The 18,333-nt window shown below is 70.5% G+C and carries 14 protein-coding genes and 1 pseudogene; 4 read left to right on the top strand and 11 right to left on the bottom strand.

The features are described from left to right. The first annotated feature begins 34 nt into the window (after positions 1-34). Positions 35-796 (top strand): LysR family substrate-binding domain-containing protein, encoded by a 762-nt coding sequence (locus OG609_RS36170; protein ID WP_327276685.1) that lies wholly within the window; start codon positions 35-37, stop codon positions 794-796. A gap of 263 nt (positions 797-1,059) precedes the next feature. Here the strand turns inward: OG609_RS36170 and OG609_RS36175 are convergent, their stop codons facing one another. The 5 genes from OG609_RS36175 to OG609_RS36195 form a co-directional block, all read right to left on the bottom strand. Further along, entirely contained in the window at positions 1,060-2,394 is a 1,335-nt protein-coding gene (locus tag OG609_RS36175; protein WP_327276686.1) for a geranylgeranyl reductase family protein, read from the bottom strand. Positions 2,395-2,624: 230 nt separating this feature from the next. Continuing rightward, positions 2,625-3,260 carry a response regulator transcription factor gene (locus OG609_RS36180; RefSeq protein WP_327278298.1) on the bottom strand — a complete coding sequence of 212 codons (636 nt, stop codon included), beginning with the start codon at positions 3,258-3,260 and terminating at the stop codon, positions 2,625-2,627. After that, positions 3,260-4,396, bottom strand: coding sequence for a sensor histidine kinase (locus tag OG609_RS36185; protein ID WP_327276687.1), 1,137 nt, complete (start codon positions 4,394-4,396; stop codon positions 3,260-3,262). Before OG609_RS36185 ends, OG609_RS36180 begins: the two co-directional genes overlap by 1 nt. Positions 4,397-4,569: 173 nt before the next feature. Then, the gene (locus OG609_RS36190) at positions 4,570-5,244 is read right to left on the bottom strand and encodes a DedA family protein (RefSeq protein ID WP_327276688.1); all 675 of its coding nucleotides are present in this window, start codon (positions 5,242-5,244) and stop codon (positions 4,570-4,572) included. A 187-nt stretch (positions 5,245-5,431) separates the two neighbouring features. Next, positions 5,432-6,394 carry a DUF3048 domain-containing protein gene (locus OG609_RS36195; RefSeq protein ID WP_327276689.1) on the bottom strand — a complete coding sequence of 321 codons (963 nt, stop codon included), beginning with the start codon at positions 6,392-6,394 and terminating at the stop codon, positions 5,432-5,434. 791 nt (positions 6,395-7,185) lie between these two features. On the opposite strand from OG609_RS36195, the gene OG609_RS36200 reads away from it, so the two are divergent. Next, positions 7,186-8,619, top strand: coding sequence for a helix-turn-helix domain-containing protein (locus OG609_RS36200; protein WP_327276690.1), 1,434 nt, complete (start codon positions 7,186-7,188; stop codon positions 8,617-8,619). 61 nt (positions 8,620-8,680) lie between these two features. Here OG609_RS36200 and OG609_RS36205 read toward each other — a convergent pair whose 3' ends face one another. The 6 genes and pseudogenes from OG609_RS36205 to OG609_RS36235 all read right to left on the bottom strand — a co-directional run bounded on the left by OG609_RS36205 (position 8,681) and on the right by OG609_RS36235 (position 16,168). Beyond that, positions 8,681-12,160 (bottom strand): M28 family peptidase, encoded by a 3,480-nt coding sequence (locus OG609_RS36205; RefSeq protein ID WP_327278299.1) that lies wholly within the window; start codon positions 12,158-12,160, stop codon positions 8,681-8,683. A gap of 252 nt (positions 12,161-12,412) precedes the next feature. Continuing rightward, positions 12,413-12,976, bottom strand: coding sequence for a hypothetical protein (locus tag OG609_RS36210; protein ID WP_327276691.1), 564 nt, complete (start codon positions 12,974-12,976; stop codon positions 12,413-12,415). A gap of 148 nt (positions 12,977-13,124) precedes the next feature. Beyond that, positions 13,125-14,318 (bottom strand): serine/threonine-protein kinase, encoded by a 1,194-nt coding sequence (locus OG609_RS36215; RefSeq protein ID WP_327278300.1) that lies wholly within the window; start codon positions 14,316-14,318, stop codon positions 13,125-13,127. A 267-nt stretch (positions 14,319-14,585) separates the two neighbouring features. After that, a pseudogene (locus tag OG609_RS46365) lies at positions 14,586-14,840 on the bottom strand (biotin carboxylase N-terminal domain-containing protein); the annotation flags it as partial. 85 nt (positions 14,841-14,925) lie between these two features. Next, the gene (locus tag OG609_RS36230) at positions 14,926-15,657 is read right to left on the bottom strand and encodes an HAD family hydrolase (RefSeq protein ID WP_327276693.1); all 732 of its coding nucleotides are present in this window, start codon (positions 15,655-15,657) and stop codon (positions 14,926-14,928) included. Positions 15,658-15,682: 25 nt separating this feature from the next. Next, positions 15,683-16,168, bottom strand: coding sequence for an Lrp/AsnC family transcriptional regulator (locus OG609_RS36235; protein WP_327276694.1), 486 nt, complete (start codon positions 16,166-16,168; stop codon positions 15,683-15,685). Positions 16,169-16,397: 229 nt separating this feature from the next. Here OG609_RS36235 and OG609_RS36240 point away from each other — a divergent pair, with 229 nt between their 5' ends. Both OG609_RS36240 and OG609_RS36245 read left to right on the top strand, forming a co-directional pair. After that, the gene (locus OG609_RS36240; protein ID WP_327276695.1) at positions 16,398-17,177 is read left to right on the top strand and encodes an alpha/beta hydrolase; all 780 of its coding nucleotides are present in this window, start codon (positions 16,398-16,400) and stop codon (positions 17,175-17,177) included. Continuing rightward, positions 17,170-18,333 (top strand): acyltransferase family protein, encoded by a 1,164-nt coding sequence (locus OG609_RS36245; RefSeq protein WP_327276696.1) that lies wholly within the window; start codon positions 17,170-17,172, stop codon positions 18,331-18,333. The genes OG609_RS36240 and OG609_RS36245 overlap by 8 nt, the downstream gene beginning before the upstream one ends.

Here is an 18,333-nt window from a genome sequence, read left to right on the forward strand (position 1 = left end):
CGCTACCTCTGACCAGGGCCGGTAACCTGGCTGAGTGACAAGCTCGGAAGAAACCCCTTCGTTCCGGCTCGCGTACGTCCCGGGGGTGACGCCCACCAAGTGGGTGCGGATCTGGAACGAGCGGCTGCCCGACGTCCCGCTGACCCTCATCGGGGTGTCGGCCGCCGAGGCATCCGACGTGCTGCGGGGCGGCGATGCCGACGCGGGTCTCGTGCGGCTGCCCATCGACCGGACGGGCCTCAGCGCGATCCCCCTCTACACCGAGACGACGGTGGTCGTGATCCCGAAGGACCACGCCGTGGCAGCGGTCGACGAGGTCTCCGCCGAGGATCTCGCCGACGACATCGTGCTGCATCCACTCGACGACACCCTCGAATGGGAGCACCGGCCCGGACGGCCCGCGATCGAGCGGCCCGCCACTACGGCGGACGCGATCGAGCTCGTGGCGGCCGGCGTGGGCCTTCTGGTCGTCCCGCAGTCGCTCGCCCGCCTGCACCACCGCAAGGACCTCACGTACCGGCCGGTGTCGGACGCCCCCGAGTCGCGCGTCGCACTGTCGTGGCTGGAGGACGAGACGACAGACCTGGTGGAGGACTTCATCGGGATCGTCCGAGGGCGGACCGTCAACAGTTCACGGGGCCGCCCCAAGACCCCGGCGCAGCCGAAGGGCAAGCGCCCCGAAACTGGCGGTGCACGGCGGAAGCCCGCAGCCGGCAAGGCGGCCGGGAAGAGCGTGCGGAGCGGTTCCGGCGGCGCCAAGGGCGGCAAACGAGGAAAGCCTCGCCGCCGGTCCTAGATGTACTGGATCCTGTCGTCGAACCGCCGTCCGCCGCGTGACAGGACCTGGCCGAGCCCCCGCGCCGCCCGCGCTCGGCCGGCTCGGGCGGGGGCACGGCCACCGGCCCGTGGACGATACGACGGGGGCTCGCTCAGGGCTCCGTCACCGGACGCGGCGTACGGGGCCACGATCGACGAAGTAGTACGGGACGCAGCGCTCCGGGGTCAGCCGGCAGACTTTTCCCCGGTGTGCTGTTCGTGCCCCGGGCCGGGACTCGCGGTTCAGCGCCTGCGTCGCACCTTCGGTTGCGGGACGAGACGCACGACGCCGTTGAGCAGATGGTCGATCAGGTCGTGCGAGGGCTTGTCCGTGAGGTTGGTCAGCAGCCGGGCCAGGGTGTTGAGCAGAAACGGCGACCCCATGACGTAACGGTTGAGGACCGGCTGGAAACCCGAACGGCTGAAGACGAGGTCGGCGGCCGTGTTCCCGAGACGGTAGTAGCACCCCCAGCGGCGGTTCATCTCCACGGGGTAGCCCCGCAGTACCTGCTCCCGCCGGGGCCCCCGAGGGAGTGCGAGGGCGAGCGCGGCGGTCTCGGCCGCGACTTCGCCGGCTTCCATGGCCTGGCCGATGCCTTCGCCGTTCCAGGGGCTGATCATGCCTCCGGAGTCGCCGACGAGGAGGAGCCCGCGGGTGTAGAGGGGGTGACGGTTGAAGCCCAGCGGAAGGGCCGCGCTCCGGACAGGGCCCTGCGCGTTCTCCTCGCGCAGTCCCCAAGCGTGCGGGGTCCGCGCCAGCCACTCGTCCAACGTGGCGCGCAGGTCCGCCTTTCCGTGCCGTCGGTGGGGCAGCGCACCGAGACCGACATTGACGCGGCCGTCGCCCATGGGGAAGATCCAGCCGTATCCGGGCAGGTAGTGATCGCTTCCCGGGAAGCGGAGGTCGGCCCACAGCTCCAGGTACTCCTCCTGGGAACGCTCCGGACTTCGGTAGTAGCGGCGGGCGGCCGTCGCGATCTGCCTGCTCCTGTCCCGCTCCAGGCCCATGGCGAGAGCGAGGCGGGCGGAGGCGCCGTCGGCGGCGATGACGATCGGTGCGTGGAAGGCCAATGGCTCCTTCGCCGAGGCCGAGGCCGTGGCGGTGACACCGGTGATACGGCCGGCGCGGTCGGTCAGGGGCTGGGTCACCTTCACGCCGCTGCGCAGCCGGGCTCCGGCGGCGACGGCGTGCCGGGCCAGGATGTCATCGAAGTCGTGCCGGCTGCGCGAGAGCCCGAAATCCGGGTAGCGCCCGAGCGCGGGCCAGTCGATGTGCACCTGATGGTCCCCGGCCACCCATCGCATCCCGCGTGAACGCGTCCACCCCGGAGCCTTGATGTCGACGCCCATCCTGATGAGCTGGTGCACCGCTCGTGGCGTCAAACCGTCCCCGCACACCTTCTCCCGGGGAAAGTGGGACTTCTCCAGGAGCAGGACATCGACGCCCGCCCTGGCGAGGTGGAAGGCCGCGGCCGAGCCCGCCGGCCCCGCCCCCACCACGATCACCTGAGCTTCCTCGTCCGAGCCGTGGACGGACCGATCGTCCGACGGGGAATGGTCCGGCGTCGTTTCCCGCATGGGGAACCCCTTCCTGTTCCTGGGACAGGCGGTGCCGCACCGTGGACGGCAGCCCTGTGCATCATCATCGATCAAGGAGGGCCGGTGCGGAACCCGGCCCGGATGTCCGGCATCCGCCTGATGCAGCGCCAACCACTGTTGAGGAACTTCGATCATGGAAGCTGTCGTCGTCCGGGCGGGCGACGGCCGCGTGATGCCACCTGAGCCTGAAGAGACAGGCGCGCCGGTGTCTACGACTCCAAGTAGCGCAGGACCGCCAGCACTCGTCTGCTGTATCCCGTGGTCCGCGCCAGATCGAGCTTGTCGAAGACGGAGTTGAGGTTCTTCTCGACCGAACTGAGCGAGATGTGCAGGTGTTGGGCGATGGCCGCGTTGGTGCGGCCCTGCGCCAGCTCCTGCAGGACGCTGCGCTCGCGGGGCGTCAGCCTGGCCAACGGGTCGCTGTGCGTGGTCCGGACCACCAACTGCCGTACGACTTCCGCGTCGATGGACGCGCCGCCCGCGTGAATCCGCTCCAGCGAGTCCAGGAACTCGTCGACCTGCGCGACCCGGTCCTTGAGTAGATAGCCGACCCGCTCGGCGTTTGCGGACAGCAGCCGCACCGCGTAATTGCGCTCCACATGCTGGGAGAGCACCAGCACACCGACCAGGGGCCAGCGCTCGCGGATCTCCAGCGCGGCCCGCAGCCCTTCATCGGTGTGGGTGGGAGGCATCCGGATGTCGACGACGACGAGGTCCGGCGGGTCCGCCTCGACCGCCCGGACGAGGGCCGTCCCGTCACTCACCGCGGCGAGGACTTCATGTCCCTCCTCGGCGAGCAGGCGGACCAGGCCCTCCCTCAGCAGGGTCGAGTCCTCGGCAAGCATTACGCGCACAGCAGCTCCGCGATGATGGTGGTGGGGCCCCCGGGAGGGCTGTCGATGTACAGCAGGCCGTCGAGTGCGTCCACCCGGCTGCGCAGTCCGGTCAGTCCGCTGCCCATGGGATCGGCTCCGCCGGTGCCGTTGTCCCGGACGCATACGGACACTTTGCTCCCGTCGCCCTTGACGCTGACGGAGATGTGGGTCGCGCGGGAGTGCTTGGCCGCGTTGGTCACGGCCTCCGACACCACGAAGTAGGCGGCCGTCTCCACGGGCCGGGGCAACGGCAGCGCCAGGTCGAACTCCATGTGCAGGGGAATGCTGCAGCGCTGGGCCACCCCGCCGAGTGCCTCCTCCAGCCCGAGGTTGTCGAGCGCCGACGGATAGACGCGCCAGGCCACCTCCCGCAGCTCGGTGAGGACCTCCTGGGACTCCTTGTGCGCCTGCTGGAGCAGCAGATCGGCCTGCTCGGGTGTCCGGTTGCGGCGGGCCCGGCCCAGCAGCATGGCGAGTGCGACGAGCCGCTGCTGCACGCCGTCGTGCAGATCGCGTTCGATGCGCTTGCGCTCCACGTCGACCGCCCGGAGCACCCCGGCACGGCTGGCGGCCAGTTCCGCGATGCGCCGCTCCAGCAACTCCCGTTCGGACAGGCCGAAGTGTTCTCGTGCCAGCCGTGCGTCGAGGGCGTCCAGCGAGAAGAGCCCCTGGAGGTCGAGGAAGAGGAGGACACCGCCGAGGACCCCTTGGGTCAGCAGTTGCTGCCAGCTCGTGGTGGCGCGTGCCACCCCGGCCGCCAGCAGCCCGGCCAGGACGACCCCGAACCCCAGCAGTGCAACCACGAATCCGGACAGCACCCCCGCATAGGTGCGGGTGGCAAGGTAGCGAAGGACTTTCCGGTCGGACGCGCGGTGCGTGGGGAACACGTCGCCGAAGAAGACGCTGCGACGGATCCGCTCCAGCTCCGTGAGCCGACGGGCCCCGGCACTCAGCACGGCCAGGGCGCGCCGACGCGTACGGGGCCACAGAATGAACGGGCCCAACACAGCGCCCGGCACGGCGAAGTACAGCAGGCCCAGCAGGGCGGTGCAGCAGCCGATCAGGGCGCCCGTGACTCTGCGGGGCCAGGGGGAGGTGTGCGCCACCGAGGTGCCCCCTTCATCGCGCCTCGGGCCGAGTGGCCCCGGAAGATGACTGGTCGCACTGTCTGTGGAGTCCCCCTGCACGGATGCCGAGGCTAGTCGCGCGGCACCGTCACGGCAAGATCGTCCTTGGCGGGCGGGGGAGACCGGGAGAGCGCGGGACAGCGGCTCGAAGCTCACGACGAACGACGGTGCTGCGCCCGCTCACGGGGACGGGGACGAGAGCGCACTCGCAGGCTCACGTACACGATGACGGCCGCCAGGACCAGGACGAGAACGGCCTTGGAGAGGACCCCGACATAGGTCTCCACCAGATCCCACCGGTCGCCGAGCCAGTACCCGGCCATCACCAGCACCGAGTTCCACAGCAGGCTGCCCACAGCGGTCAGGGTCACGAACAGCGGCAGCGACATGCGCTCCACGCCGGCCGGCACGGAGATGAGACTCCGGAAGATCGGCACCATGCGCCCGAGGAGGACGGCCTTGGTGCCGTGCTTGGCGAACCACCGCTCCGTACGCTCCAGATCGGAACTCCTGACCAGCGGAAGCCTCGCCCAGATCGCATGCATCCGGTCGCGGCCGAAGAGCATTCCGATCCAGTACAGAACCACCGCGCCCACCACCGAACCGAGCGTGGTCCAGAAGAGCGCGGAGGCCAGGCCGATGACGCCCTGTCCCGCCGCGAACCCGGTCAGCGGGAGAATGACTTCGCTGGGCAGCGGCGGAAAGAGATTCTCCAGGGCGATGGCGAGACCGGCTCCCGGACCCCCCATGGTGTCGACGAGATCGGCTGCCCAGCCTGCGACACCGCCCGCGGGTTCCTGGGGGAGTCCCAGAGTGACGAGATCCATGAACTGACTCCTGGCCGGTGGTGGAGAGGCGCGAGAAGTCCGTCGCGCCTCACCGGCAACGCTAGGAAGTGCCGACCGGCGCCGGTACGGGGATTGCCGTCGAACCGGGTGATGTTCTCCGTACCCGCCACCCTGCGGTTTTCCTCAACTTCCTCAGCCCGCGGCGATCACGCCGACGCCGCTCGCGTCACTTCGGCGCGAAGACGATCCAGACCTGGCCCGGAGCGAAGGTCATCTGCCTGCCGTCCCGGGTGGTGAAGGAGGTCCCGGACTCGGCCGTGCGCCGAGACCATCCGACGTCGAACCGTTTGCCGTCGCGCAGAACGAGGGCGGAGCCGGAGCCAACGGTCTCGGTGTACGGAGATGTGCTGCCCCACCGGTCCCGATAGAGCGAGGGGCGCACGGCCACGTACTGCACCACCACATCGGCCGCGCCGAGCCGGGCGCCGTCGGCCGTACGGGCCGGTGCGCCGTCCATGTCCACCAGCCACCGGTGCCGGTCGGCGGACCAGGTGAAGGTGAAGCGTGCCGCCTGATACCGGACCGTGTGTCCGGCGAGGGGCCTGCCGCCCGGCGGCGGGGCCGCGAAGCGCAGCCCGATGTCCTCGGCCGCGTTCACCCCGGTGATGGCGTGCGGTGTCTTCCCGGGCCGCAGGTAGAGATTGTGCGGTGCCGCTCGGTCGCTGCCGCGGAAGTACGCGTTCGGATCCTTCGTGGGAGGCAGCGGGTTCAGCGGTGCCGCCTCAATGGCCGGCAGGAGCTTGGCCTGGGCCCCGGAGAAGGCGAGTGTCGGCCGGTCGAACTGACGCAGCAGCTCCAGGTCCGTCTCCCGGGCACTGCGTACCGGACCGACGACGGGAGGCAGTTCGGACGAATAGGCGGCAAGGATGCGGCTGAGACCGGCTTCCACCTGCTCCACGTAGATGATGTCGGCCTTGTCGAGCCCGGTCTGCGGCCGGGCAGGACCGACGTTGTCGATCTTCACTGCGAGGACGTGGGCGCGCGGTCCGGGGGACGACGTGGACGGAACAGTGCTGCTCGCAGAGGGAGCTGCTTCCCCGCCGCCCTGGCAGCCCGCCGCTGCCGCGATGAGCAGAGCCAGCATGGCCGCCGACGCCGCAGCCGACTTCTTCGTCCCGGATGCGCGCATGGCCGCCGCCCCTTCCGAGTCGGCCGACGCACCGGGTCCCGGCTCCTGCCGCTTGCTGCGACGGCTCCCTGTCCATCATCACGCAGATGGTCGCCCCAGGGGTTCCCATGGGCAGGGCGGCCGGGGCGTCGGTTGCGGCGGGGGCGTGCTCAGTACGGCAGCGGGCGGCCGGACGGGGTTCGCAGATCGAGTGGCGGCGGCCGCGACGGCAGCTGCGGACGTCGGACGATCTTGATGCGGCCCATTGCCACCACCTCCTGTCAGTCACGGGTCATATGCCCGGCGGGTTGCCCCTTTATGCAGCTCTGTCCGTCCCAACTGGCCGACTGAGAAAGAGTGTTACGTAACCCAGCAGGGTGCCGGCAGGGGCGCTTCGCGTGGCGGCCGAGATCACGTCAACGCGCCGGACCGACGCCCGGGCGGCTCGTACCTGGCCACGGCCTCCCACGCCGCACGGCGCGGATCCGGGGGGCTGCGGGATCCGGCCATCGATCTCGACGTCCTGCTCGGACGGGCTCGCTCCCGGGTCTTCAGACGGCTGACCGACGACGAATGCCGCAGCTTCCTGCCGCCATCGGCCCCCACCCCGGAACCACAGAGATGACACCGCCAGCGATACCGGGGCCGGGGCCGACGCCGGGAAGGCGCGGGAAGGCGCGGGAAGGCGCCATCTTCCCGCGGCACCGGGGACACCACGCACACGCGCTCGCTATCCTCCCGGCTATGAGCCATGAGCGTGGCACGGGTGGGAGATCCGGCGGGGCTCCGCGGGGTTCCGGGTGACCGAGGGCGTGCGCCCTTCGCCGGATGTCCGTACCGCAGAGGCGTGGAGAGCCTTCGGGAGCCGGTTACGTCAGTGGCGCAGGCGCGCCGGGCTCACCCAGGTCCAGGTGGGTGCCCGCGTCGGCTATGACCACACCGCCATCAGCAAGTTGGAGCACGGCACCCGGAAGACGCCGCTGCCGCTCGCCCGCAGGCTGGACGATCTGCTGACGGCCGGCGGTGACCTGCTCGACGCCTGCGAGGCGGCGGAGGCCGAAAGGCCGGGGGGTACGGGCGAGGGGAGCGGGGGCGGACGTCCGGCCGCGACCACCGCACGGACGGGCCCCCTGCCCGGCGAGCCCGCAGGTGGCGCCCTGCTCTCGATGCTGCCGCCGGACACCGTCCTGCCCATGAGCCTGCCCACCTACGGGCTGGTGTGTCCGGTGCACGGCCGCGACGGCTGCACCGTTCCCGTACTCGCCGACGTCATCGCCCTGCATTCGGCCTTCTGCGCCCTGGGCCCGGCCACTGCCTCGTGTCCGCCGCTGGACATCGACACCGTGCACGCCCTGACGGCGCTGCTCGCCGTCTGTCAGCGGGCCGACGAGGAGCGTGCCTGGCCGGGAGCGACCGTCGTGGTCGAGCGCACCCTGCACGCGATGCTCCGCTGGATGGCCCTGCCCGCAGCGCCGTACCAACGCCAACTCGCCCCACTTGCAGCCGAGTACGCACAGTCGGCCGGCTGTCTGCGGCTGCTGTCGGGCCGGTACGCGACAGCGATGGCCTGGCTCGACCGGTCGCTGGTCTGGGCCGGCCTGGCCGGTCACGTCGGAACGGAGGTGGCCGCGCTCAGCGACATGAGCACCCTGGCGCGGCTGGAGGGCGACGGCCCTTCCGCCCTCGCCTACGGCGGCGCGATCCGGCAGGCGGCCGCGGGCCGGCACTGGGCGGGCGCCATGAGCGATCTGTACGAGGCGCGCGGGCACGCGGTGCGGGGCGACGTGCGGCAGACCCTGGGCCATATCGACCGTGCCTGGGCACAGATGGACCGGGCCGGCGAGCAGGACGAGACGGAGGCACCCTGGCTGTCCGTCGCCTCCGTGCGTCTGCGGGTGGAGTCGGGCGCCGCCGGGGCCCTGCGTGACCTCGCCGCGGCGACCGGGGACCGTCGACTGGCGCTGCGCGCGGTCGCGGCTACCCGCACTGCGCTGGGTCTGCTTCCTGCGGGGATGCACTCGACACGGATGCTGTTCCTGGTTCGGATGGCCGACGCCCATGCCTGCGCCCAGGACCCGCTCGCCGCGATCGCCATCGCCGAACCCGTACTGGACACCACCGAGGTGACCGCATCCACGCTGCTCGGCCAGGAACTCCGCGGTCTGCACAGCCGGTTGGCGACCCGACACGGCAATCGGCCGGAGATCGACGACTTCACCCGCCGGCTGGCGGCCGTCGTCCGCTGAGACACCGGGGGCGGGGCGTGTGTGGACACGCCCCGCCTTCGGTGGATCGTCTGATGATCAATCAGCTCGCGTTCAGCGTCACGTCGTCCACGACGAAGCTGGTCTGCAGATAGGCGTCCTCACTGCTGGTGAACCCGAGCGTGACCGTCTGACCGGCGAAGGCGCCGACGTCGAAGGTCTCCTGGACGTAGGAGCCCGCGGCGTCCGTGTTGGAGTACGTCGCGAGCGTCTTGGTGCCCAGCTTCACGGTGAATGTGTCGTACGCGGTCGGGTCGCCCGCCGACTCGTCTGTGTCGGTGCGCAGATGGAACGAAAGCTTGTACGCCGAGCAGCCCGGGGGAATGGTCAGTGACTGCGAGGCGGTGTCGGTGTGAGTGGATCCCCAGCCGCCGAGCCAGGCCATGTACGCGCCACTGTGCGCGGGCTTCTCCGACGTCCGGTTGCTGATCACGCCGTCGGTCTGGGTCCACGGCGCGACTCCCTCCTCGAAGCCGCCGTTGGCGACGACCTGTCGTGCCTGGCAGGTGCCGCCCCCACCGACGACGAGCGAGTACGTGGTGGCGTGCGTGGCCGAACCGGTCCCGGTCACGGTGATGGTGTACGTACCCGGCGCGGCCTGGGCCCCGGCGGAGACGGTCATGGCCGACGACGAACCCGACTGTACGGAGGCCGGGTCGAACGCGACCGTGACACCGCTCGGCGCCCCGGAGGCCGTCAGCTTCACGGTCTGCGCGGAGCCACCGGTGGTCGCCGTCGACACACTCGCGCTGACGGAGCCGCCCGGCTGGACGTTGCCGGAGACCGGCTGCACCGCGACGGAGAAGTCATCGGCCGGCGCGGTGGTGCCGACGGACGTCTTCCACACCGTATGGGCGACACCGTCGGCGCTGCGGTCGAGCGCGGTCGCGTTGATGTTGCTCGTGGTGTCGCAGGACTGGTGGTAGCAGGAGTCGTAGGACCTGCCCGCCGTGCCGCCCCACTTGGCGGCCTGCGCCGAGGACTTGGTGTCGCTCGCGCCCGTGGCGTAACCGGAAGTGGGAATGCCGCCCTGCTGGAAGGAGTAGTCGTCGGAGCGTCCCTGGCCCTCGACGTTCTCCTCCGGAGCGAGGTTCAGCGAATCCCAGTACTCCTTCATCGGGGCCGAGGCGGCCGAGTTGATGTTGTTGATGAAGTAGCCCGCGTTGGTCGAGGCGACCATGTCGAAGTTGTAGTACGCCTTGATGGCGCTGCGCTGGGCGGCGGTGAGCTGGCCGACGTAGTATTCGGAACCCTGCAGGCCCTGTTCCTCGCCGTTCCACCAGGCGAAGCGGACATGCTTGGTCATCGTCGGGTTCTGCTGCGCCAGGGCGAGCGCGTTCTCCAGCAGGGTGGCGGAACCCGAGCCGTTGTCATTGATCCCGGGGCCGGCCGCGACGCCGTCCAGGTGGGCGCCGAACATGACGGTCTGGTCGGACGGGCCGCCCGGCCAGTCGGCGATCAGGTTGTTGCCGCGGTACGTGCAGCTGGTGCAGGTCTGCTCGCTGACCGTGTAACCGGCCGCCTGCAGCTTGCCCTTCACGTAGGCGACCGAGGCCGTGTAACCGGCGCTGCCGGCGCGGCGGTTGCCGCCGTTCTGCGAGGCGATGGTGTTCAGCTGCGCCAGATGGGACTGCACATTGGCGACACTGATATCGGGCGCGCTGCCGCCCGGATTGCCGCCGTTGCCGACGGTCAGCGTGTACTGCGCGGTGTGGCTCTGGGTGCCGTCACCCTTCACCGTGAAGGTGTACGCGCCGGGCGCGGTGTTCGACGACGCGGACACGGTCATCGTCGAGGACGCTCCGGACTGCACCGACGACGGGCTGAACGACGCGGTGACACCGCTCGGTAGGCCGCTCGCCGTCAGGTTCACCGTCTGCGCACTCCCGGAGCTGACCGATGTCCGCACCGTGGCCGTCACCGAATTGCCGGGCTTCACCGAGCCGGACGCCGGGTCCAGGGACATGGTGAAGTCGTTGTTGCCGCTGGGAGTACAGGTTGGGTCGGCGCTCTGGGCGGGGACGCCGATGGCATCCCAGGCGGCCTTGGTCCGGCCGAAGAGAACACAACTGGAATCGAGGTTCTTGGCGGCGGTGAGGGTGGTCGTGCGGTAGCGCTTGTAGGTCATTCCGCTCGTCTTGAGCAGCATGCCGCCGTAGAAGACCTTGCCGGCGCTCTGGATGCCGACACCGGTGACCGAGGAGCTGTTGCACGTCGGGCTGGACGGCTTGCCGCCGCCCGGGTTCGAGCCCTCGGCCAGCAGATAGAACCAGTGGTTCAGCGGACCGGCGGCCGCGTGCTCCTCGGTGTTGGGTATGGAGGAGCTGTAGCAGTTCGGGTCGCCGGTCTGCGACGGGTTGTACATGATCCGGATCGGCCCGTTGCCGACCAGGTTGATCTTCTCGCCGACGGTGTAGTCCGGGTCGTCGTACGGGGCGGGCTCATTGGTGTACGCCTCGGTCAGGGCGCCCATGATGTCGCCGGTGGCCTCGCCGAGACCGGACTCGTTGTCGGCGCCGCCGGGCGTGTACTGGTCGATGCCATGGCCGAACTCATGGCCCACCACGTCCATCGCGCCGATCCACTGGTTGGCGTTGTTGTGGCCGATGGAGACCGAGGAGCCGTCCCAGTAGGCGTTGACGTCGTTCAGTCCGACCTTGACCGGCCAACTGCGGCCGTTGCCGTCGTGCCCGTTGCGGCCCAGCCAGTCCCGCAGCATGTTCCACTCGTGCTGCGCCGCCCACATGACATCGACGCAACCGGTCTCCTTGCTGGAGGCGCTGCCGGTGCCCCAGGAGTCGCTCGACTTGCTGAAGACACTGCCCGTGCTGTAGTCGGCGCAGCTCAGGCCGGGCCGGTTCGGGTCGCGCAGCGAGTAGCTCCCGCCCGACGCGGTGGTGTCGATGGACAGCGGCGACGGACCGTTCCACTGGCTGTTGCCGGTGCCCGCCCTGACGTCGTCGTAGCTGTCGAGCACCTTGCCGCTGCCCGCGTCGACGAAGACATGCAGATGGCTGGGGGACTTGGCGCCGCGCCCGGTGAGCACCGTCTCCCAGGCCAGCCGGGATGTCCTGCCCGTGGCGCGCACGATCAGACGGTGCGAGTCCACCCGTGTCACGGTGGTGAGTTTCTTGCGGGAGATGGTCTCGGCCGCCTTGGCGGAGACGGTCGGTGTGGTCGGCACGTTGATCCGCCGGGACATCGCCGACTGGGTGCCGCGTACTCGGCCCTCGGAGTCGGCCACCACGACGGCGTCCCCGCCGACGACCGGCAGACCACGGTAGGTGCGCTGGTATGCGACGGAGTACATGCCCTTGACCCAAGGGGTCACCATCTGCCGCTCGTACTGCTCGTCGGGCCCCTTCGCCAGGGTGTCGAGACCACTGGCGGCGGCCCGGTCGGCTGCCGACACCGCGGCCGAGAGCGCGGTCGGGGCGGGCGGAGACGGTTCGGCAGATGCTGGCTGGCCGCTGGTGACGACCAGCATTCCGGCGAGGACGGCCAGGGTTGTCCCGGCCGTCATCGGTCTGCGTTTCATCGAGGCTCCTTGAGTCGGGGGGGCCTCGATCACGGGCAGCGGCGTACGATGACGCACTTGCTGCGGCCGTCGAAGGCCGGCCCCGTCGCGCGTGTCGCCGTCGTCCCTGATCGAGCGACCGAACACTCACATGTCGTCATGGCCTCGTCAATGAACAGGGAGGGCTGCCGGGGGACTTGGCAAGTCTGGTCAAGCCGCGATGGTGGGATCGCACAACAACCCGGGCGTGCGGGGCGGTTACTCCAGGCCGGAGATCGTGAACACCGTACGAGCGGTCCGGCGGTCGATACGGTCGGCCAGCTGACGCAGCGCCGTCACCCCGCACCGCAGTGTCCCGCGTTTCACACAGCCGCGGGCGTCGTCGTCCAGCCGGTGCCACAGCGCCGGATTGGCGAGGAACACCTGGGGGTCGACCTCGACCCGGCCGCCATCCGCGTCACGGAGCACCAGACGCTGGGAGACTCCGTCCGACCAGCGAACCGATACCAGCCGGTCGGTGCGCACGAACCGTTCGCGCACCAGGCCGCGGCAGGACAGCCACCCGGCACCCGCACGGACACGTGGCGGCACCAGGACCACGAGCAGCAGGGCGGCCAGGCCCGTCCACAGCAGAGCGCGCAGCCAGGTGAGGTGACCGGCCGTCGCATCGACGGCCAGGAGCAGCCCGAGGAGCGTCACGGCGCAGTGGACCGCGAACCGCAGGTCCCCGGCCCAGCCGTGGTCGTGGGCGGTCGTATCGGGCGGAGGATGTGCTCGGCCGGTGTGCGGGCCGGGCACGGCTCGGATGTCACGTCGTCGCATGGCAGCGACGTTATGGAAGCCGGCCGGCCCGTCGGCGTCCGTTGATGAACCGCTGACGCCGTAACCGCCGGTCCTGACGGCTGCTTGACGGGCGGTGCCGCGGCAGGGCGGTATGGTCATGGGGCCGGGGCGGTCAGGGGAGAGCGGCTCAGTCCTGCTCGTCGTCCCCGTCGCCCTTGCTGTCCTGTGCCGGCTGGTCGGGGGCCGGTGCTTCGGGTCCGGTGGATGCGGTGGGACCGGTGCCCGGGGTGCCGGCCGAGCCGGAATCCGGGGAGAACAGGCTCATCCCCAGGTACACGGCTGCGAGGAAGGCGACCGTACCGGCAATGGCGCTGGCCACTCTGGGCCGACGCCTGATCGCCTCGCGGGCGCCGGTGCGCCGTCGGACCGGCACGGACCGGTCCGCCGGACGCCGTCTGTGGCCGCCGGCCTGCGGCAGGCGATATGTCGTCACGCCCTCGGCCTGCTGAGCGGAGGCAGATGCCGGGGCTGTGCCGAACGCGGGGGCAGGTGCCGGGGCATAAGGAGCACTGGGCGCTGCCTGAGGGGGCGCGGGGGCGTACATGGGCATGGGCTCCGGCTGTCCCCGCCACGCATCGTTCTGGAACCAGTCGGCGACCTGCTGGGCGCTGGGCCGGTCCTCGGGCTGCTTCGCGAGCAGCCCCAGCAGATAGGAGTCGAAGGCGGGAGACAGGTCGACTCCCCGCTGTCTGAGCGGCACGGGGGCCGTGTCGACATGCTGATAGAGCGTGGCGGTCGCAGTGTCGGAGCGGAACGGTGGCTCGCCCAGAAGGAGTTGGTAGATCACACAGCCGAGGGAGTACATGTCGGACGCCGCACCGGCCGTACGGCCCAGGGCGCGCTCCGGGGCGAGATAGAGACTGGTGCCGACGATCTGCCCCGTGGTGGTCAGCGCGGCGGAAGGGTCGTCGACGAACTGGGCGATGCCGAAGTCGCCGATTTTGACGGCCCCTTCCGCGTCCAGCATCAGGTTTCCGGGCTTGATGTCACGGTGCACGATGCCCTGCCGATGGGCGGCGGCGAGCCCCGCGGCCGCCTGGCCCGCGATCCGGGCGACCTGCTCGGCGCCGAGCCGCTCCTCGGCCGCGAGCAGATCGCCCAGGCTTCTGCCCTCGACGAGCTCCATCACGAGGTAGAAGCGGTCCTCCCAGGCCCCGAAGTCGAACACGGCCACCAGATGAGGGTGGCTCAGGCGGGCCGCGGTCTGCGCCTCCAGGCGGAACCGGGCGGTGGCCGATTCGTCCGCGTGGCCGCCGAGCAGCAGCTTCACGGCCACCGCCCTGCCGAGCACTTCGTCGGCGGCGCGCCACACCTCACCCATGCCGCCGCGGCCTATGGGGGACAACAAGCGGTACCGACCAGCTACCAGCACCTGTGCACCAATCTCGAATTGTGGGCCGCTTCGACTGCCACGGCGGCGACCCGACCGGGATCGGGGCGGGGTGGGGCGCGCGGCATGATCAGGATATCCGGCCGCCGGACCTCGACAACACGCCGAGCAGCCGAGACGGTGTCCACGGCGGCGCCGGCCGTAGCCGGGATGCAGCAGCCCGCACTGCGCCCGGCCGGCGACCGCGAGCACCGCATCGGCGTCCGGATAGGCAGTGCCCCCGGTGCGGGGCAAGGGGTGCGCCTCGTAGGCCAGGCGGACGTGGAGCGCCCCCGCGTCGTCCTCGGCGTACACCGCGACGGTACGCAGACCGGCCTCGGCGGCCGCACGCAGAATCCGTACGGCGATCTCTCCACGGTTGGCGACGAGCACGGCAGCTGAACACGCGGGCAGCGGCCCCACGCGTACGTCCGCACCGTCCCCGCATCGACGCTGACCGCCGCTTTCCTGCACGAATGGGCGGTGGAGGCGATGGCCCCGTACAAGGTCCCCGGCATCGAGCTGGTCGAAGCCTTCCCGATGACCGCCACCGGCAAGATCAGGAAGACGGAACTGGCCGAACGGGCGCGGGCCGGGGACCTGCCCCCGGGAACAGCCAGTCGTACGCGGCCTGCGCAGTGAACTCGCCCTGCCCCCGCGCGAAGAGCAGACCGGCCGCCGTGAACGCCGGATCGGAGGCCGTCGCGGCCACATAGGGAATCGCGATGCAGCGCATGCCCGCCGCACGCGCTGCGGCCGCGCCGGGCGCCGCGTCCTCCACGACGACACAGTCGGCGGGCGCCGCGCCGAGGCGGCGGGCGGCCTCCAGGAACACATCCGGTTCGGGCTTGCCGTGCGCCACCTCGTCGGCCGAGACATACGTGCTCAGATACGCGTCGAGTCCCGTGCCCGCGAGCACGGCCTCGATCGCCGCCCGGGACGAACCCGACGCCACCGCCATCCCTACGCCTTCCTGATACAGCCGCTCCACGAACTTCCGCATCTCGGGAAAGACCTCGGTCGACGATCGCGCCAGCTCCAGATACAGGGCGTCCTGACCCGCCACCAGTTCGTCGACGGGCGCCTCGATCCCGTACTCGGCGCGCAGGGCCGCGAGCGTCTCGCGGACACCGATCCCGATGAAGCGGGTGTGGTGCTCCCAGGTGAAGCCGGGCGCGCCGTACCGTTCCAGAAGGCGGCGCGCCGCCTCGTAATAGTTCGGCTCGCTGTCCACCAGTGTGGCGTCGAGATCGAAGACGAGGGTGGGGTCGGGGATGCGCCGGGAGCTCATGCCATCCAGCATGCCAAGACGGTGATCACTTCGGGCTGCCGGCGGCCGTGCGGCCCACCGATTCGACCAGCGGCAGCAGCCGGTGCGGCACCCGCTCGCGCAGCGCCACCTCGGTACGCGTTCTGACCACACCGGGCAGTTGGATCAGCTGCTGGATCACATCCTCCAGATGTCCGTTGTCGCGGGCCACCACCCGGGCCAGCAGATCGCCGCCGCCCGTGGTCGAGAAGGCCTCGACGATCTCCGGCACCGGGGCGAGCGCCTCACCGACCTCGTCCAGATGCCCCTGGGTGACTTCCAGATGAACGAAGGCCAGCACCGGGTGACCCAGCGCGGCGGGGGACAGGACCGGGCCGGTACCGGTGATCACACCGTCCCGCTCCAGCCGGTCGATACGGGCCTGGAGGGTGCCCCGGGCGACGGAGAGGATGCGTGCGTACTCGCGGACGCTGGTACGCGGCTGCTCGATGAGCAGTCGCAGGATGCGGGTGTCGAGGGCGTCCACCGCCATGGTCCGTTGGTCTCTTCCTGGTAGGCCGATCCGGGCTGCGACTGTACCAATGGCCCGGCAGCGGTCCCGTCGGAGTGATCCGACGCACCCTCACTCGCATCTCATACCCGTAGTCCTATGGAGCTACAAAAAAGGTTCACACCCCGGTGGGACGCGGATTACGAGGCCCCCTCCATAGCTTCTGTACCCGATGCAGTGCAGCAATCCGGTACGGAAGGAACAACCTGCCATGTCGTCCCATCCGCGCAGAAACCGCCTGCGTCGCGGCCTGCTTGCCGCGCCGCACGTCATGGCCGATCCCGTACGCCGCTTCCTCTCCTTCGACGGCCGTGACGGGGGCCGCGGCGTCGAGATCTTCGGCGACCTGTCCCACGCCGAACGGATCGCGGTGCCGGTCCCCGGCGCGGGCATCGGCGTCGATCGCTACTGGCGGCTGCGGAACGGCGCGTTCGCACTCCACGGCGAGTTGGGCGAGCGGTCGGCCATCGTCGCCTGGCTCGGATACGAAACGCCGACGACGGTGAACCCGACGTCGGTGACCTTGGGGCAGGCCGACGAGGCGGCCCCCGAACTGCCCGACTTAATAGGGGAGTTGATAGGGCTGAAACCTGCGGCCCGGACCTTCCTCGTCTGTCACTCCTACGGTTCTGTCGTCCGCGCCCGCGCCGCGCACGGACTACGGGAGGCAGACATCGTCCTGTGCGGGAGCCCCGGCACCGGCTACGGAAACGCCGCCGACCTGCACACCCCGGCCACCGTCCGGGCGGGCCGCGGCAGCGACGACTGGATCGCCGATGTGCCGCACATGAAGCTCCAACTGCCCTTTGTGGAAATCGGGTCCGCAACAGACCCGGTCTCGCCCGAGTCCGGCGCCGAGATCTTCGCGGCGGGCGACGGCGGTCACAGAGACGACTACCTCAAGCCCGGTTCCTCACCGCTGAAGAACATCGCCCGGATCGTGGCCGGAACGGCCATGCCCGCAGAGCCCTCGGGAGAGCGTCATGCGTGACTTCGTCCGGCGGATCGACTCCGCCACGCCTGCCGAGCGTGACCGCGCGATCGACGCCCTGCGCGCCATCGCCATCCTCGGCGTGGTTCTCGGCCACTGGCTGGTGACGGCACTGGTTGTCGACAGCGGCACCATGCACGGCTCCAGCCCGCTCCAGTACATGCCCCAATTCACCCCGGTCTCCTGGGTGTTCCAGACCCTTGCCGTCTTCTTCCTGGTCGGCGGACAGGTCGGCGCAAAGAGTTACGCCTCCGCCCGTGCCCGTGGTGAGAACTACGGCCGGTGGCTCCGTACGCGGATGACCCGGCTGCTGCGGCCGGTGCTCGTCGTGCTGGTCGTATGGACCGTGGCGGCGTGCACGATGCTCGCCTCCGGGGCGGACCAGGACACCGTGCGCGCGCTGTGCAAGCTCGTGTGGTCCCCGCTCTGGTTCCTGGTGGTCTTCGCGGCGCTGACGGCAGCGACCCCGCTGGTGGCGAAGCTGCATCCGCTGTGGCCGTTCGCCGTCGTGCTGATCACCGACCTCTACCGGTTCGGCCTGGACGCGCCCGGCGGGTTCACCTCGGTCAACGTGGTTGCCGGCTGGCTGGTTCCGTACTGCCTGGGCGCGGCCTGGGCCCGGGGCGACCTGCACAGTCGCAGGACCGGCTGGACGCTGCTGCTCGGCGGAGCCGCCGCCACCGCCGGACTCGTCCTCTGCGCCGGCTACCCGGCAGCCATGGTCGGGGTGCCCGGCCTGGCGATCTCCAACCTCGACCCGCCGACCCTCGCCGTGGTCACCTTCGGCCTCGCGCAGTGCGGAGCGGCGCTGCTGCTGCTCGGCCCGCTGCGTCGGGTGCTGCAACGCCCGGCCGTCTGGGCAGTGGTGGCGACGGTGAACCTCTCCGCGATGACGATTTTCCTGTGGCACCAGACCGCGATGATCGCGGTCACCGCGACCGGCCTGTTGGCGGGCGGGACCCTGCCGGGCCTGCACACCGTCCCCGAGACCCCCGGTTGGGTTCTCGCCCGGCTGTCCTGGCTGCCCGTGTTCGCCGTGGCGCTGCTCATCTGCTGGGTGGCGTTCCGCGGTTACGAGCAGCGGCGGCCGCGAAACCAGAGCATGGTCGTCCGCAAGGGGCGTCCCGCCCGGTCGGCGGAGGCGCGGCGCGCTTAG

The sequence above is a fragment of the Streptomyces sp. NBC_01224 genome (assembly GCF_036002945.1).
In the GTDB taxonomy this organism is placed as follows: domain Bacteria; phylum Actinomycetota; class Actinomycetes; order Streptomycetales; family Streptomycetaceae; genus Streptomyces.